The organism is Ruegeria sp. CDSA221, assembly GCF_059611825.1.
Window position 1 is genome coordinate 69,051 of record NZ_JBXWPK010000017.1, and the last position, 17,241, is coordinate 86,291.

General features: G+C 54.7%; 12 protein-coding genes and 3 tRNA genes. 9 read left to right on the plus strand and 6 right to left on the minus strand.

Annotation, left to right across the window (positions count from 1 at the left end):
• Positions 1-56: 56 nt before the first annotated feature.
• On the minus strand, positions 57-902 hold the full coding sequence (locus AC2FJ5_RS19185) for a class I SAM-dependent methyltransferase (RefSeq protein WP_496693212.1): 846 nt from the start codon (positions 900-902) through the stop codon (positions 57-59).
• Positions 903-1,046: 144 nt separating this feature from the next.
• Between AC2FJ5_RS19185 and AC2FJ5_RS19190 the strand changes: the two genes are divergently transcribed.
• The 6 genes from AC2FJ5_RS19190 (at position 1,047) to AC2FJ5_RS19215 (ending at position 6,650) form a co-directional block, all read left to right on the plus strand.
• Positions 1,047-2,162 carry a carboxylate-amine ligase gene (locus tag AC2FJ5_RS19190; protein WP_496794328.1) on the plus strand — a complete coding sequence of 372 codons (1,116 nt, stop codon included), beginning with the start codon at positions 1,047-1,049 and terminating at the stop codon, positions 2,160-2,162.
• Positions 2,163-2,290: 128 nt separating this feature from the next.
• Complete coding sequence (locus tag AC2FJ5_RS19195) at positions 2,291-3,433, plus strand: acyl-CoA dehydrogenase family protein (protein ID WP_142634037.1); 1,143 nt, start codon at positions 2,291-2,293, stop codon at positions 3,431-3,433.
• Between the two features lie 7 nt (positions 3,434-3,440).
• Entirely contained in the window at positions 3,441-4,481 is a 1,041-nt protein-coding gene (locus AC2FJ5_RS19200; protein ID WP_496700941.1) for an enoyl-CoA hydratase/isomerase family protein, read from the plus strand.
• 3 nt (positions 4,482-4,484) lie between these two features.
• Positions 4,485-5,357 carry a 3-hydroxyisobutyrate dehydrogenase gene (gene mmsB / locus AC2FJ5_RS19205; protein ID WP_496679606.1) on the plus strand — a complete coding sequence of 291 codons (873 nt, stop codon included), beginning with the start codon at positions 4,485-4,487 and terminating at the stop codon, positions 5,355-5,357.
• Positions 5,358-5,451: 94 nt separating this feature from the next.
• Positions 5,452-5,850, plus strand: a complete 399-nt coding sequence (locus AC2FJ5_RS19210; RefSeq protein WP_496695335.1) for a hypothetical protein — start codon at positions 5,452-5,454, stop codon at positions 5,848-5,850.
• A 143-nt stretch (positions 5,851-5,993) separates the two neighbouring features.
• Positions 5,994-6,650 carry a site-2 protease family protein gene (locus AC2FJ5_RS19215; RefSeq protein WP_496708407.1) on the plus strand — a complete coding sequence of 219 codons (657 nt, stop codon included), beginning with the start codon at positions 5,994-5,996 and terminating at the stop codon, positions 6,648-6,650.
• Positions 6,651-6,667: 17 nt separating this feature from the next.
• Here AC2FJ5_RS19215 and uvrA read toward each other — a convergent pair whose 3' ends face one another.
• The 3 genes from uvrA to AC2FJ5_RS19230 all read right to left on the minus strand — a co-directional run bounded on the left by uvrA (position 6,668) and on the right by AC2FJ5_RS19230 (position 9,891).
• Positions 6,668-9,526, minus strand: coding sequence for an excinuclease ABC subunit UvrA (gene uvrA, locus AC2FJ5_RS19220; RefSeq protein WP_496794329.1), 2,859 nt, complete (start codon positions 9,524-9,526; stop codon positions 6,668-6,670).
• Positions 9,527-9,693: 167 nt separating this feature from the next.
• Positions 9,694-9,770 (minus strand) — tRNA-Asp (locus tag AC2FJ5_RS19225).
• A gap of 44 nt (positions 9,771-9,814) precedes the next feature.
• A tRNA-Asp gene (locus tag AC2FJ5_RS19230) sits at positions 9,815-9,891 on the minus strand.
• A 547-nt stretch (positions 9,892-10,438) separates the two neighbouring features.
• Here AC2FJ5_RS19230 and AC2FJ5_RS19235 point away from each other — a divergent pair.
• Both AC2FJ5_RS19235 and AC2FJ5_RS19240 read left to right on the plus strand, forming a co-directional pair.
• Complete coding sequence (locus AC2FJ5_RS19235; RefSeq protein ID WP_496794330.1) at positions 10,439-12,265, plus strand: M10 family metallopeptidase; 1,827 nt, start codon at positions 10,439-10,441, stop codon at positions 12,263-12,265.
• Between the two features lie 142 nt (positions 12,266-12,407).
• Positions 12,408-12,482: transfer RNA gene (locus AC2FJ5_RS19240), tRNA-Val, on the plus strand.
• 111 nt (positions 12,483-12,593) lie between these two features.
• On the opposite strand, the gene lon is transcribed toward AC2FJ5_RS19240, so the two are convergent.
• The gene (gene lon, locus AC2FJ5_RS19245) at positions 12,594-15,002 is read right to left on the minus strand and encodes an endopeptidase La (protein ID WP_496794331.1); all 2,409 of its coding nucleotides are present in this window, start codon (positions 15,000-15,002) and stop codon (positions 12,594-12,596) included.
• A gap of 351 nt (positions 15,003-15,353) precedes the next feature.
• Here lon and AC2FJ5_RS19250 point away from each other — a divergent pair, with 351 nt between their 5' ends.
• Positions 15,354-16,523, plus strand: coding sequence for a sugar-transfer associated ATP-grasp domain-containing protein (locus AC2FJ5_RS19250; protein ID WP_142634053.1), 1,170 nt, complete (start codon positions 15,354-15,356; stop codon positions 16,521-16,523).
• 49 nt (positions 16,524-16,572) lie between these two features.
• On the opposite strand, the gene AC2FJ5_RS19255 is transcribed toward AC2FJ5_RS19250, so the two are convergent.
• A partial coding sequence (locus AC2FJ5_RS19255) for a tRNA guanosine(34) transglycosylase Tgt (RefSeq protein WP_496794332.1) occupies positions 16,573-17,241 on the minus strand: 669 nt, incomplete at its 5' end.

Sequence of the window (17,241 nt, forward strand, 5' to 3'; positions counted from 1 at the left end):
TTGTTATGGAAAGGGGTACGGGCGTTTCGCTGCACCGGATCAATTTAGTGTCAGATTTATTTGACCTGAACCCAAATACTTTGCGCGCGCCCATCTTTCAAAAACGGTAGCGCCTCGACCGCATCCTGGCGATCCTGTTGCAAGAAGTATCCAGGCCAAAGCATTGAATATGCACTAGATTGCAACAATGCATGCAACATATATTGCTCGCCCCATCCCGGGCAGTCATAGAAGAACCGCTTGGGGTATTCGTAGGGTAGAAAAACATCGTGCACATGGATCACAACGCCTGGTTTTAAGGCCGGTATGATGCGACAGAACAGATGCGCGACATCATTGCTCATCCGGACAACATGGCTGGAATCGATGAACAGGATGTCACCCGCTTCAAGCTGTTCGAAGAGGGCTGGATCGACCTCTTCCAACCGTTTCTGTTCGAATTGATCGACTACATGCGCGATGTCCGCGCGCGGATAAGGATCAATGGCGGTGATTTGCGTCTGCAGCCCGCCATCCAATACAGCCTGCCGTGTCACGCGCGTTGAATTACCGCAGCCAACCTCAATCACCCGCTTGGGTTTGAAACGACGGACCATAAGATACAACGCATCCGCATCTGGACTGTCATAATACCCGTTGCCGATCCTATATCCGGTTTGATTGCGGGACGGATCTTTCAATGCAGCCAAAGCGGCGGCATGTTCACCATATTCGGCTACCAGCTGCGAGATGTCGAAATCGGCCATTCCCGGTGACAACGAATAAGCCGGACGGGTCAGCCCGCCTGCCCTTTCGAACGCCTCCAGCCGGGCGCGCTCGTCCCGTTCCGTGACTTTGTCAATCAGCCTGACACCAAATCGGTCGAGAACGGCATTCAGCCGGGGGAATTTCCTGGGTTTCACACAAAGGCTCCGGGGTTCTTCTGAACTTTGACCCGTTCCTTACCGTTGCTAGCCCGATGACCGCAAGGACTCTGCCGGTAAACACTTGGCAAAAAGCGTATTTCCGTATTCACTGTTTCGCATAAAGCTAGAAAGAGGGCCGCCATGCAGCAGGAATACACGCTGGGCATTGAGGAAGAGTATCTTCTGGTCGACCGCGACAGCCTTGAACTTGCCCAAGCACCCTCTGCCCTGATGGAAGCCTGCCAGGCCGATTTTCAGGGCCAGGTCAGCCCTGAGTTTCTGCAGTGCCAGATAGAGGTTGGCACCCGCCCCCATGCGACGATCCGCACGGCCCGAGAAGATTTGAAACGCCTGAGGGCGGGTGTGGCGGATCGGTCCGCCGAATACAATCTGGCCCCGATTGCTGTGTCCTGCCACCCCTTTGCGGACTGGAAGAAACAGCACCACACGCGCCGAGAGCGCTATGACGCCTTGCAGCATGCCCTGGGCGGTGTCGCGCGACGGATGCTGATCTGCGGGATGCATGTGCATGTCGGTGTTGAAGAACCATCCTTGCGGGCCGACCTGATGCCGCAGCTTTCCTATTTCCTGCCGCATCTGTTGGCGCTCTCCACATCCTCGCCCTATTGGAACGGAGAGGATACCGGCCTGTCTTCCTATCGTCTGACCGTATTCGACAACCTGCCCCGCACCGGATTACCACCTGTTCTCGCAAGTTGGTCGGAATATGAACGTACGACAGGCATTCTGGTCGAACTTGGCGTGATCGAGGATACCTCGAAAATCTGGTGGGATTTGCGCCCCTCGCATCGCTTTCCAACGCTCGAAACACGCATAATGGACGTGCAGCCTAGGTTGGAGCACACGTTGTCACTGGCTGCAATGGTACAGGCGCTGGTCCGAATGTTGTGCCGTCTGAAAGACCGCAATTTGCGTTGGCGGCAATATGACAGGTTCCTGATTGGTGAAAACCGGTGGCGTGCGCAGCGTTACGGAGTCGGCGAAGGCATGATTGATTTCGGGGATCGATCCATCAAGCCCATGCCGGAACTTATGGGTGAACTGATGGGGATGCTGGCCGAAGATGCCGAAGCACTGGGCACCATGACTGAACTTGCCCGGCTACAGCAAATCGCACAAAACGGCACATCTGCCACGCGGCAACGACGTGTTCACGCCGAAGCGACGGCCAAAGGTGCGGATGCAGGCAGGGCTGTGGTTCAGCATCTGATCGAAGAATTCCATCAGGATTTATGACCTGCCTCAAAGTATGATCTAATCGTTTTCGCAATATCCCTGTCAGGAATTGCTGGGCGTGCAAAATTTCTGTAAGAATCAGGAAATAAACACTCGTTCAATTCATCCGGCGACGTGGGAGGAAACCAATGGATTTTGCACCAACCGAAGAGCAAACTGCTATCTTCGATATGGCCTATGAGTTCGGGCAGGAGCATATCGCACCCTTCGCCCGGCAATGGGAGGCAGATGGCACTATTCCCAAAGACCTTTGGCCCCGTGTAGGGGAGCTTGGCTTTGGCGGTCTCTATGTGTCCGAAGATAGTGGCGGTTCCGGTCTTAGTAGGCTGGATGCGACGATGGTGTTCGAGGCCCTTTCGATGGCTTGCCCTTCAGTCGCGGCCTTCCTGACGATCCACAATATGTGCGCCAAGATGTTGGACACATTTGCCGCGGATGAGCTGAAATCGCGGATCATGCCGGATATTCTTAACCTGAACACAGTCCTCAGCTATTGCCTGACCGAACCCGGATCAGGCTCGGACGCAGCCGCGCTGAAAACTCGCGCCGAACGCACGAACGAAGGTTATACGCTGAACGGAACAAAGGCCTTCATCTCGGGCGGCGGATACTCAGATGCTTATGTCTGTATGGTGCGCACCGGACAGGATGGTCCCAAAGGGATTTCAACCCTGTATGTCGAAGATGGCACTCCAGGTCTTAGCTTTGGCGCGCTTGAACAAAAGATGGGCTGGAAAAGCCAACCAACGGCGCAGGTTCAGTTTGACGACTGCAAAGTTCCGGCGGGCAATCTGGTGGGTACAGAAGGTGACGGATTCAAATATGCGATGATGGGCCTGGATGGCGGTCGCTTGAATATTGCCTCATGTTCTTTGGGGGCGGCACAAGCAGGTCTGAACATGACGCTTCAGTATATGTCCGAGCGTCAGGCATTCGGGAAGTCGATTGATCAGTTTCAAGCGCTGCAGTTCAGGCTTGCGGATATGGAAATAGAATTGCAGGCGGCCCGGACGTTCTTGCGTCAGGCAGCCTGGAAACTGGACACGGGCGCACCGGACGCCACCAAGTTTTGTGCAATGGCCAAGAAATTCGTGACTGAAACCGGATCAAAAGTGGTCGACCAATGCCTGCAACTGCACGGCGGTTATGGGTATCTCGCCGATTACGGTATCGAAAAGCTTGTCCGCGACTTGCGCGTTCATCAAATTCTGGAAGGCACAAACGAGATCATGCGCGTCATTGTTTCTCGTCAGATGCTTGCCCAACGCTGAGACCCCGATGTCAGATATTGAAATTCACACTACCGGCCGCGCTGGACGCATCACTCTGACACGCCCCAAGTCTTTGAACGCGCTGAGTTATGACATGTGCATGGCGATAGATACGGCCATGCGCAACTGGCGCGAGGACGAGTCAGTTGACCTGATCATACTGGACGCCGTTGGCGATAAAGCATTTTGCGCCGGGGGAGATATCGCAGAGCTTTATGATACCGGGTGCAAAGGCGACTTTGCCTATGGGCAGACTTTCTGGCGCGATGAATACAGGCTGAATGCACTGATTTTCGAATACCCCAAGCCCGTGGTCAGTTTCCTACAAGGGTTTACTATGGGTGGCGGCGTCGGAATTGGGTGCCATGGAAGCCACCGCATAGTCGGTGAAACATCTCAGATTGCCCTGCCCGAGTGCTCTATCGGTTTGGTGCCGGATGTTGGTGGCTCTCTGATGCTCGCGCTGGCTCCGGGTCGACTGGGAGAATACTTGGGCACAACAGGTCACCGAATGGGCCCTGCGGACGCCATTTATGCGGGCTTTGCCGACCATTTTATCCCCATTGAAGAATGGCCCGGCCTGATCGAACTGCTCGAAGCTTCCGGGAACACAGACCTGTTGGTCGAGCATTCCCAGACGCCACCCACAGGTAACCTTGAAAAGGTTCAGGCGGAAATCGACGTGCTTTTCAATGGCGAGGGGTTGAACGACATCCTCAACGCGTTGCGCTTCTCCGAAACCCCGTTCTCTGACGCGGCGCAAAAGTTGATGGGCCGCAACTCTCCACTATCGGTGGCTTGTACCATTGAAATGATTCATCGGCTTAAGGCGCTGGATCTGTCGATCCGAAAAGCCCTGGAGATGGAGTACCGTTTTACGGCGCGCGCCATGGAACACGGAGATTTTCTGGAAGGTATCCGCGCGCAGATCATAGACAAGGATCGCTCTCCTAATTGGCGTCACCATGGCAAACCTGTTCCCGCCGTGGATATTTCCGCAATGCTGCGGCCCCTGGGCAGCGTCGCCCTGACATTCGAGGAGGATTAAAGAATGAAAATCGGGTTTATAGGCCTTGGAAACATGGGCAATCCAATGGCAGTCAATCTTGCCAATGCCGGGCATGAAGTCGCTGGGTTTGATATGGCCGAGGTGTCGGTTTCCGGTGTTACTTTGACTGGGTCAGGGGCCGACGCTGCAAAAGACGCAGACATCGTCATCACCATGCTTCCGAATGGCCAGATACTTCGATCCGTCGCAAATGAGATCATTCCAGCGATGAATGAAGGGGCCGTCTGGGTCGATTGTTCGACAGTGGATGTCGACAGCGCCCGAGCTGTTGCCGATATGGCATTGGCTGCGGGAGTTTTGGCCGTCGACGCGCCCGTCTCGGGCGGTATCGGAGGCGCCTCGGCTGGGACGCTGACATTCATGGCAGGTGGAAGCGCCGAGGCATTCGAAAAAGCCCGGCCCTTGTTCGACATCATGGGGCAAAAGGCAGTACATTGCGGAGACGCGGGCGCGGGTCAGGCGGCCAAGATCTGCAACAACATGATTTTGGGCGTCACCATGATTGCAACCTGCGAGGCCTTCGCGCTGGCCGACAAGTTGGGGCTGGACCGGCAGAAAATGTTCGACGTTGTCAGCACCTCCTCGGGCTATAGCTGGACGATGAACGCATACTGCCCTGCCCCCGGTATCGGCCCGCAAAGCCCGGCCGACAATGGTTATCAACCCGGCTTTGCCGCCGAACTGATGTTGAAAGACCTGCGCCTCAGTCAGCAGGCGGCGGAAAGCTCGGATGCCGACACCCCAATGGGGATGATGGCGACCGAGCTGTATCAGCAATTCGTCGAAAGCGAAGATGGGCTGGGGCTGGACTTCTCGGCCATGCTTCCGCGATTTGAAAAGCGCGGTCGGAACTAGGATGCCCTTGGGCGGCTTCCTGCCCATAGGGTTGACCCCTTTCCTGCCGATGTCCATCTAATGGAGAGGTTCAGCATCGATTCTTGGGGCTACGATGACGCATAATTTGGTCAAAGCGCTTACTGTTCTTGCTCTGGTCGTGACCCCGGTGGCGGCCATGGCCGGTAACGGGAAGGGAAACGGCAAGAACAAGAATAGCAATAAGGTCATCCGCATTGCGCCTCAGGGCGGTATTGTTGCAACTGGAAACGCCGTCCACTGCCCGCCGGGGCTGGCCAAGAAAAACGTACCCTGTGTCCCTCCGGGACAGGCCAAAAAGCTGTACAGAAATGGCGAGTTTATCAATGGCGACTATCGCTGGATTGATGATCCGTTTCGGTATGGCCTGAATAGGGGAAGCTATGTCCGCGCAGGCGACTACGTGTATCGTGTCGACCCGGATACACGCAAAGTTCTGAACCTGATCGGCGCGGTTGCAGACATCCTGAACTGACAAGCGCGGCCTGAATTCAAGCGGTCGAAAAGCAACCTCTGTCGATTTGAGAGAGTAAGCAGGCTCGGGCGTTTTTCAGCCTGTTTTCAAAATTTTGACGCAATCTAACATCATCATAAACCTCACTATTTCGAGGTTTTATTATGAATACTGAAAACGTGCTATTTGAGCTCCGCGGCCCATGGAACGTACCGATACATTTCAGCCAAAGCCTTATTTTTCTGGTTTTGATCGTTGTCGGAATTAACGCCGATCCGGTCAACCTGCCCTATGCGCTCGCCTTCGTGGCGATTCTGTTGATTTCGATTCTTCTGCACGAGTTGGGCCACGCATGGGGCTGTCTTGTGCAGGGCGTGCCCGTCAATCGAGTCGTCCTTTATGGGGGCGGCGGATTCTGCGAACATCGCCGGTCGACCTCTGCATATGAAGACGAATTGATTGTGGCCATGGGGCCGATTGTGAACCTGACCCTGTGGGCGGTGTGTTCATTGCTGGAACCGTTTTCCAACTCGCCTGAAATTGGCTGGGTTCTGATGGTGACGGCAGATCTAAACCTGTGGCTGGCGCTGTTTAACATGCTGCCCCTGATGCCGCTTGATGGGGGGCGTCTGCTCTTTGCTTTGCTCACGCGCATTATGTCGGCGAACTCAGCCGCACGTGTTTCCGGGTTTATTGGGCTGGTTGGCGTTCTGCTGTGGATCCCGATGATGATCTTTGCCTATATCAGCTTCGGTTTCGTGTTCCTGTTCTTTCCGCCAATACTGCGCCACTGGCAGATGCTGCGATACGCCAGATACTGAAGTTGCCGCGACGGAGGTTATTCCGCCGCGACCCGTTCGGGGTTCAGCAACTGTTTCAAATACCTGCCCGTATGGCTGCGTTCCACAGCAACAACATCTTCGGGCGTTCCCGTGGCGACAATTTCACCACCACCGTCACCGCCTTCGGGCCCGATATCAATGATGTGGTCGGCCGTTTTGACAACATCCAGATTGTGTTCGATCACAACAACCGTGTTACCCTGATCAACCAATTCATGCAGCACTTCCAACAGCTTGCGGACGTCTTCGAAATGAAGACCGGTCGTCGGCTCATCCAGAATGTAAAGCGTCCGACCAGTTGAGCGTTTGGAGAGTTCTTTTGACAGCTTCACCCGCTGTGCTTCACCGCCCGACAGGGTCGTCGCCTGTTGCCCGACCTTGATATACCCCAGACCGACCCGCGCCAGCGCGTCCATCTTATCGCGGATCGACGGCACGGCTTTGAAGAACTCTTGTGCATCTTCCACTGTCATATCAAGGACATCCGCGATGGACTTGCCTTTGAACTTGATCTCGAGCGTTTCCCGATTGTACCGCGCGCCTTTGCAGGTTTCGCAGGTAACATAGACATCGGGCAGAAAGTGCATTTCGATCTTGATGACGCCGTCGCCCTGACAAGCCTCGCACCGACCGCCTTTGACGTTAAAGCTGAACCGGCCAGGCTTGTACCCTCGCGCCTTGGCCTCGGGCAGACCGGCGAACCAGTCACGGATCGGCGTGAACGCCCCCGTATACGTGGCCGGGTTCGAGCGTGGTGTACGCCCGATGGGCCGCTGGTCGATGTCGATCACCTTATCCAGATGCTCGAGCCCTTTGATCGTCTCGCACGGCGCAGGTGTCTGCCGCGCGCCATTCAGCCGCATTGAGGCTGTCTTGAACAGGGTTTCAATCGTCAAGGTCGATTTGCCACCGCCGGATACGCCGGTCACACAGACGAACTTGCCCAGAGGAAAATCAGCGGTCACTTTCTTCAGATTGTTCCCGGTGGCTTTGACCACAGTCACTTTCTTTTTGTTCCCCTTCCGCCGCTCGGACGGCACCGGGATTTCGCGGGTGCCTGACAGGTATTGGCCGGTGATCGAGGCTGCATCGGTCGCGATCTCGGACGGGGTACCATGGCTAACCACCTGCCCACCATGCACACCCGCACCCGGACCGATGTCAAAGACATAGTCGGCTTCGCGGATGGCTTCCTCGTCATGTTCCACAACGATGACCGTGTTCCCCTGATCCCTCAGGTTTTTGAGCGTACCCAGCAAGCGGTCGTTGTCGCGCTGATGCAACCCGATCGAGGGTTCGTCCAGTACATACAACACCCCGGTCAGACCCGAACCGATCTGGCTCGCCAGACGGATACGCTGACTTTCCCCGCCCGAAAGCGTTCCACTTGAACGTGACAGCGTAAGGTATTCCAAACCAACGTTATTCAGGAACCCAAGCCGCTCACGAATCTCCTTGAGTATCACCCGCGCGATTTCATTTTTCTGAGCGCTCAGATGGTTCGGGGCATCCTCAACCCAAGCCAGTGCCTCGCGGATCGACATCTGGACCACCTGCCCGACATGCAATCCGGAGATCTTGACGGCCAGCGCCTCAGCGCGCAGGCGATAGCCTTCGCAGGTGCCGCAGGAGCGGTTGTTTTGATAACGCTCAAATTCTTCACGGATCCAGGCGCTGTCAGTCTCGCGATAGCGCCGCTCCATATTCGGGATAACACCTTCGAAACTGCGGGTTACCTGATATACCCGGCCACCCTCGTCATAGCGGAACTGGATTTCTTCCTCACCCGACCCGCGCAGGAAAACCTGTTGCACCTTTTCGGGCAAATCTTTCCACGGCGTGTTTTTGTCGAACTCATAATGTCGCGCGATGGCTTCGATGGTCTGCAGAAAATACGGCGACTTACCCTTGCGCCACGGAGCCAACGCGCCGTCATACAGTTTCAATGTCTGATCCGGAACTACAAGGCGTTCATCAAAGAACAGCTCGACACCTAGCCCGTCGCAATCCTGACAGGCCCCAAAGGGTGCATTGAAGGAAAACAGGCGTGGTTCAATCTCGGGGATGGTGAAGCCACTGACGGGACAGGCAAAATTCTCGCTGAATGTGATCCGTTCCGGGTCGCCTTCACGCGGTGCGGTTTCCAAAATCGCAATGCCATCGGCCAAATCAAGCGCCGTGCGCAAGCTGTCCGCCAGCCGCGTTTCCATGCCCTCGCGCACCACCAATCGGTCGACCACAACGTCGATGTCATGGCGGAATTTCTTGTCCAGTGTCGGCGGCTCGTCCAGCTCATGAAACGCGCCATCAACCTTGACGCGTTGAAAGCCCTGTTTGCGCAGTTCCAGAAACTCTTTCTTATACTCGCCCTTCCGGTCTCGCACGATCGGGGCCAGGAGATACCCTCGCGTGCCCTCCTCCATCGTCATGATCCGGTCGACCATATCCTGCACCTGCTGGGCTTCGATCGGCTTGCCCGTGGCAGGGCTGAACGGTGTACCAGCGCGGGCAAACAGCAGACGCAGATAGTCGTAAATCTCGGTCACGGTTCCCACGGTAGACCGTGGGTTCTTTGAGGTCGTCTTCTGTTCGATGGAAATAGCCGGAGATAGACCACTGATATGGTCCACATCTGGCTTTTCCATCATATCCAGAAATTGCCGGGCATAGGCCGACAGGCTTTCGACATACCGGCGCTGCCCTTCCGCATAGATCGTGTCAAAGGCAAGCGACGACTTGCCCGAGCCTGACAGACCAGTGATGACCACAAGCTGGTCACGCGGAATATCCACGTCAATGCCTTTGAGGTTATGTTCGCGCGCGCCGCGCACCTCGATATTCTTCAGCTCAGCCATGTTTGGCCCCCAACACATAAGTGTCCTAGAGATAAGCGAGCCACACTGAGTCTCCAACAGAAAAGTTAGAACAAAATGTGAACGAGAGAGATGTTGCCGCCACCTACTGACAACAAACCAATAGAGTCACCCGGTAAACGGTATGATTTCTGAAAACTAGTGGAAAATGGCGCGGTTGACGGGGCTCGAACCCGCGACCCCCGGCGTGACAGGCCGGTACTCTAACCAGCTGAGCTACAACCGCGCATCTATTTCGTGGCCTTTACCCTGGACCAAGGATGGCAGCGATGGCGCGGTTGACGGGGCTCGAACCCGCGACCCCCGGCGTGACAGGCCGGTACTCTAACCAACTGAGCTACAACCGCCCGCTGCCCGTTCGTTGCTGAACGTTGGGGTGTATTATGGCCACGCCCGGACATCGTCAAGCGGCGAATTGAAGTTTTTTCTCAGAACGTAATTTTTGTTAGAGATGTTTTCTCGTCACACGACGAATGGCCAAACAGAAACCAGCCGATAATTCACGACCCACTGCCTTTGGCCAGACAAAAATATTCTGAAACCTTGCGCAGCACATCACACGGCATGGGTCCGCTAGATCCAGATCTCAGGGCAGTTTCCAACCTCTAATCCAAGCTTATTCCGGTTTATGCTCAACTATAACAGTCATACCAACTCACCAAGAGCTTGCCACGTTCCGCATCTTTTCAACCATAGATTGCCTGCAAGACGATTACGAACACCTCTGCCAAAAGATATTTCATATGCGCGGCCTCTCCTCGGGCTAAAACTTGGAAAGTTCTGATGCCAAAGGAAGAATTACCGATTCTAGAACCGGTCAATATATACGGCGCCAATTTTGTATTCCGGAAAAACCGGGAACAAACGGCGTGTTAGACAAGGAAGAAATTTAAGATGTCAGTTGCCAGCACAACTTCTCCGGGTGCAAATGTTACCGGCCATGTTTATGTAGACAGCCTGATTTGGGGCACGTCTTGGGACACCAGCGCCGGAGGCGTCAGTGCTCCGGGCACAATCACATACTCCTTCGATGATGGATCGTTAGGTCGCCGTGGCTTTGCCTCCTACATGAAGGAAGCAATCCGCAAAGCATTTGCAATTATCGAAACGATCATTCCGATCGAGTTCAACGAAGTCGGCTTTCTGACACCAGCAGGCGAGATTAATGACGTTAACATCACCTACGCTTTGCTGACCCAAAACGATCTTGGCGGACCCGGATCTCTTGGTGTCCATCAAGTTCCGGGTGACGACCCCCTGCTGCAGGATTCTGGCATTGACGCCCTGTTCGGCATCTTTGCCTATGATACGCCTCTGTTTAGCAAAGAGGCCTTACGCAAAGGCGGTGAAGGCTTCGCGACAATCATTCATGAGATTCTTCACGGCCTTGGCCTAGCCCACCCACATGATGAAGGCGGTAGCTCGACTATTTTTCCGGGGGTTACGCAGCCCTTCGACGACTACGGGACAGATGGGCAGAACCAGGGTGTTTACACCATCATGTCCTACAACTCGGGCTATCCCGAAGTTGTTCCTCTGAAGACATATAAGGCTGGCGGCACTGCCTCGCCTATGGCCCTTGATATAGCTGCGTTGCAGGCCATCTACGGAACGACGGACCACAACACCGACGACAACGTCTATAAAATCAAAGGCAAGAATGGCGCCAGAACATTCTGGACATCCATCTGGGACACCGATGGGGTCGATACGATTTCAGCAAATGGTGTTAAGCGCAGCGTCACGATCAACCTCAATGACGCGGATCTTGATGGCAGCGATGCAGGCGGCACTCCATCCCATGCCAAAGGCATAACCGGCGGATTTACGATCGCAAATGGAGTCGTCATTGAGAATGCGCAGGGCGGCAAAAAGGGCGATATCATCGTCGGGAATGAAGCTGATAACCTATTGGTGGGTGTCGGCGGTAGCGACGTTATTTTTGGCGGTGAGGGTAACGATATAGTTCTTGGTGGTCAGGGCAATGACACCTTGACCGGGGGTGTTGGGAACGACGTGCTGAACGGTCACAAAGGGACGGACAACTTTGTCGCCGAGGACGGAGACGGTGACGATTTCATTAACGGCGGCAAGGGCGTTGATTGGCTGCGTTTTACCGGCACGAGCGCGGCAACCGTTGATCTTTCTGACATTAACGCTCAGGCGACCGGATACGGAACCGATACCATTACGGGTGTCGAAAACGTCGATGGGTCCGAGCAAAATGACGACATTACAGGTACGGACGGTCGAAACATCCTGCAGGGTAATGGAGGGTCTGACCGCCTGGACGGGGGCCTTGGCAAAGATACCCTGAATGGTGGCGCAGGCAGCGATACTTTGATCGGTGGTGCCGGAAGGGACACCATGACCGGCGGCGAAGGGGCCGATGAGTTTGTGTTCACGTCAACAACCGAAAGTTCGCGCAAAGCAAAATATGCCGACCGGATTACCGATTTCACTCAGGGTGAAGACAAGATCGACCTAAGTGCGATCGACGCAAGCACCGTAATTGACGGCGATGATTCATTTGTCTTCAACGGTACAACACCGGCCCAGACGTCGGACGAAGGCGAAATCTATTACGTCAAGAAAAACAACGCAGGCACCAAGAACGACTTCACACTTGTTCTTGTGGATACTGAAGGCGACAAAAATACTGAGATGGTTATCAAGATCTCTGGCTTGCACGATCTGACCCAGGACGATTTCATTCTTTGACATCGAACAAGTGAAAGGGCGGCCCCACAAGGCCGCCCGTTTTGGGCACCTCGACTGGGCATTTGCGGGGTAATCCCCGGGGCCCAAAAGGCGCAAAGACCTCTTGCGGCTTTGCTGAACTCCTTATAAGACCCCTGCTCACGGGTGATTAGCTCAGTGGTAGAGCGCTTCGTTCACATCGAAGATGTCAGGAGTTCAAATCTCTTATCACCCACCATTTCACAATCTGCGATCCGACATGCAAAGCCAGTAATTGGCTGACTATTTGGTCTGACCAAAGAAAAAGGGCGAGGTGCTAACCCCGCCCCTAATTGCCATATTCTGACCTTTAGTGCGCCCTGGCGGACGGGGACGTGTTCTCAGCCGTTTTGGCCGCAGCCGCGGCGGCCTCTTCTGCGGCTTCGTCCCATTCGACAGGTTCAGGATCCCGAACCAGAGCGTGTTTCAGAACTTCCGAAACATGCGTGACCGGGATGATTTTCAGCCCCTCCTTCACGTTGTCAGGAATTTCGGCCAGGTCTTTCTCATTCTCTTCCGGAATCAGAACAGTCTTGATCCCGCCGCGCAGAGCCGCCAGCAGCTTTTCCTTCAAACCACCGATGGGCATCGCATTGCCGCGCAAGGAAACCTCTCCTGTCATGGCAATATCCTTGTGCACCGGGATACCCGTCAGAACCGATACGATTGAGGTCACCATTGCCAAACCGGCCGAAGGACCATCCTTGGGCGTTGCCCCGTCCGGTACGTGGACGTGGATGTCCAGGTTGTCGAATTTGGGCGGCTTCACCCCGATCTTAGGTGAGATTGACCGCACATAAGATGAGGCCGCATCGATGGATTCCTTCATCACATCGCCCAGCTTCCCCGTGGTCTTCATCCGCCCCTTACCGGGCAGTTTCAGCGCCTCAATATGCAGCAGATCGCCGCCAACGGAAGTCCAGGCCAGACCGGTTACAACCCCAACCTGATCGTCCTGTTCGGCCAGACCATAGCGGAACTTGGGCACGCCCAAGAATTCATCCAGATTGTCCGGCGTCACCGTGACCGAATCCGCCTCTTTCTTGATGATCTTGGTCAGCGACTTCCGCGCCACCTTGGCGATTTCGCGTTCAAGGTTCCGCACGCCAGCTTCTCGGGTGTAGGTGCGGATAATCGATTGCAGCGCCTCATCGGATAGTTCGAACTCTTTGGCTTTCAAACCGTGGTTCTTGATCTGCTTACTGATCAGGTGCTGCTTGGCGATCTCGCTCTTTTCATCTTCGGTGTAGCCCGCCAGAGGAATGATCTCCATCCGGTCGAGCAAAGGCCCGGGCATGTTATAGCTGTTGGAAGTAGTCAGGAACATCACGTTGGATAGGTCATATTCAACCTCAAGGTAGTGATCCATGAACGTGCTGTTCTGTTCCGGGTCCAACACTTCCAGCATGGCCGAGGCCGGATCGCCACGGAAATCCTGCCCCATCTTGTCGATTTCATCCAACAAGATCAGCGGGTTCGTAGTTTTGGCCTTTTTCAGCGCCTGGATAATCTTGCCGGGCATTGAGCCGATATAGGTCCGGCGGTGGCCGCGGATCTCGGATTCGTCGCGCACGCCGCCGAGGCTGATGCGAATGAACTCGCGCCCAGTAGCTTTGGCAACGGATTTACCCAGCGACGTTTTACCAACGCCCGGAGGGCCAACAAGACACAGGATCGGGCCTTTCAGCTTTTTCGACCGCTGTTGAACCGCCAGATATTCGACGATCCGCTCTTTGACCTTCTCAAGCCCATAGTGATCGTCGTCCAGAACTTTCTGCGCACGGCCAAGGTCTTTCTTGACGCGGGACTTGGTGCCCCAAGGCAGGGCCAAAATCCAGTCGAGGTAATTGCGTACGACCGTGGCCTCAGCCGACATCGGGCTCATGTTGCGCAGCTTCTTCAGCTCACCTTCGGCCTTTTCACGCGCCTCTTTCGACAGTTTGGTCTCGGCGATTTTCTCTTCCAGCTCGGCCACTTCGTTCGAGCCGTCCTCACCATCGCCAAGTTCCTTCTGAATGGCCTTCATCTGCTCATTCAGGTAATACTCGCGCTGCGTCTTCTCCATCTGGGTTTTGACACGGGTCTTGATCTTTTTCTCGACCTGCAGAACCGACATCTCGCCCTGCATCAGGCCATAGACCTTTTCAAGCCGTTCGCTGACCGACAGTGTTTCCAGCAGTTCCTGCTTTTGCTCGACCTCGATACCTAGATGTCCCGACACAAGGTCGGCCAACTTGGCGGGTTCGGCGGTTTCGCCAACAGCGGTCAGTGCTTCTTCGGGAATGTTCTTGCGGACTTTGGCATAGCGCTCGAACTCGTCGGCAACGGTGCGAAGCAACGCTTGTGTAGTGGTCACATCACCCGGAATCTCGGTCAGATATTCTGCACGAGCCTCAAAAAACTCTTCGTTATCAAGGTATTCTGTAATCTGTACGCGCGCTTGCCCCTCGACCAGAACTTTCACGGTTCCATCTGGAAGCTTCAGCAGCTGCAGCACATTCGCCAGCACGCCTGAGCGATAGATTCCGTCGATTTCCGGATCATCATCACCTGGATCAACCTGGCTAGACAGCAGAATTTGCTTATCGTCCTGCATCACTTCCTCAAGTGCGCGGACAGACCTTTCCCGACCCACGAACAAAGGCACGATCATATGAGGAAAAACCACAATGTCGCGCAGCGGAAGTACTGGGTATGAGGAATTCAGGGGCTCTTGCATGCTCAATCCTTATCTTTGGCAAGACGGCACTGGTCCCTCATCTAGGCAACCCCCGGCCGTCTCCTGTCTGGAAGGTAAAGGTGGTGCGCCAAGCGTCCTATTTCAACCTTACCTGTAGTGGACCTAACAATGACCGGAAGGTTGCGCCTCTGCAAGACGATAACATGATCGGTCTTGTCAAATTCTCAATTTGACCCCGCTTGGTTTCTTCGGCGATTGCCTGCCTGGAAATTCAGAAACCAACAGCAAAAGTACAACACTATCTAACAGCCAGCTGCCCAAAGCCTGCCATCATTGCAAACAATATGATTGCATACCCCAACTTCTGATCGATTACTGTGAGTCGTAGAGATGACAAATCCAAAAAATATCAATGCTGCGGAATCCGACCATCAACGGTACTTATCTGCCCGCGACTCCGATCATGCGACTCTTTTAGCGCATGCCGCCAAAAGCTCTGGGCGCTCAGTTTTACAAGTCCAACGGAGCTTCAATCAAATGGCAAAGCCTCCCAGCCGTTTGAATATGGTCGAGTATGTGCGCAATGGCCTTCATCACGAAGACCGCTTTACCGACGCCGAACGCGCGGCATACATCTCCAATGATCTCCATTGGCCCATCGCCCACAAGTGTAACCATCATGGTTGGAACAGTGCCGCAGAAGACAAGATACTGGCTTCTACTTTGCTTGAAACAGCGGGTGTACCTGTCCCGGAAACCGTTGGCGTCATCGACCGTTCGAACCGACACTACCCCGGGGTTACGAAGATCAACACTCCTGAGGCGTTGCGCGATCTCGTTTGCAACCATCTGGAAGGTGGTCTTTTTGGAAAGATCGTCGAGGGGATGGTAAGCTTTGGGGCCTTTTTGATCGAGGACGCGGATCAATCCACTATCACTTGTGCAGGCCAACCGCCGATCACCTATGAGGCATTCCTAGACGAGTTCGTTGGGCAGAATTCATATGTCGTGCAACCTTTGCTCAAAAATCACTCTGCAATCCAAGACTACGCTTCAGCCCTTGCAACGGTGCGAATGGTTACTCTGGTAAGAGAAAACGACGTCTTTTGCCCAGTTGCCGTTATTAAACTTCCGCAGGGCCCCAATATTGCGGACGCCTTCTGGAGACCGGGGAACCTTGCTTGTTCGATCAATATCGAAACCGGTGTTATCGAAACCGTCGCGCGCCGCGCCAAGATGGAAACAGAATTCCTGGATGACCATCCTGACAACCCCGGTTTAATGGGCTTGAAACTGCCTTTTTGGGACGAATTGATCGAAATAAATGACCGTGCTGCAAGAACCTTTCAGCCAATTCGATATCAGTCGACCGACATTGCTATAACCGAGTCTGGTCCGGTCGTTGTCGAGCTGAACTATGGCGGTGGCTTCGACCTGCCTCAATATGCAAGTGGCCGTGGGATGTTGACCCCAGAAGTTCGTAGCTTTTTCGAAGGGTTTGGCTACGACCTCGATGCAAAACCACAAAAGAAGCGCTGGCTGTTCGGTAAACGCAGGTAAAGCGCCCTCAATCTGGTGTCTTGTTAAGTCTACTGAAAAGGCGCTGAACCTAAATCTGTTCAATATCCCCTTGCGCGCGCTGCGCATGGAAGGTCGCCTGCCAGGCATCGAATGTACCAGCAGCAATGGCATCGCGCATACCCTGCATGATTTCTTGGAAATAGTGCAGATTATGCCAGGTCAGCAGCATGCCCGAGATCATCTCGTTCGAGCGGAACACATGGTGTAGATAGGCGCGAGAGTAGTTCGAACAAGCCGGGCATGAGCAGGCCTCATCCAGCGGGCGCGGGTCATCGGCGTGGCGGGCATTCTTTATGTTGACCACGCCGTAACGAGTGAACACCTGTCCTGTGCGACCGGACCGTGAGGGTAAGACACAATCCATCATGTCGATCCCGCGGGCGACAGCTCCGACAATGTCGTCAGGCTTTCCAACGCCCATCAAATAGCGCGGTCTGTCGGCTGGCAGAAAGTCAGGAGCGTAGTCGAGGCAACCAAACATTGCCTCCTGACCTTCGCCCACGGCCAGACCGCCAACCGCGTAACCTTCGAATCCGATCGCTTTCAGCGCCTCGGCACTTTCTTCGCGTAGATCCTGTTCCAGCCCGCCTTGCATGATCCCAAACAACGCATGTCCAGGACGGTCGCCGAAGGCCTGTCTCGACCGATCGGCCCATCGCATCGACAGGCGCATTGATTCAGCAATTCGATCCCGATC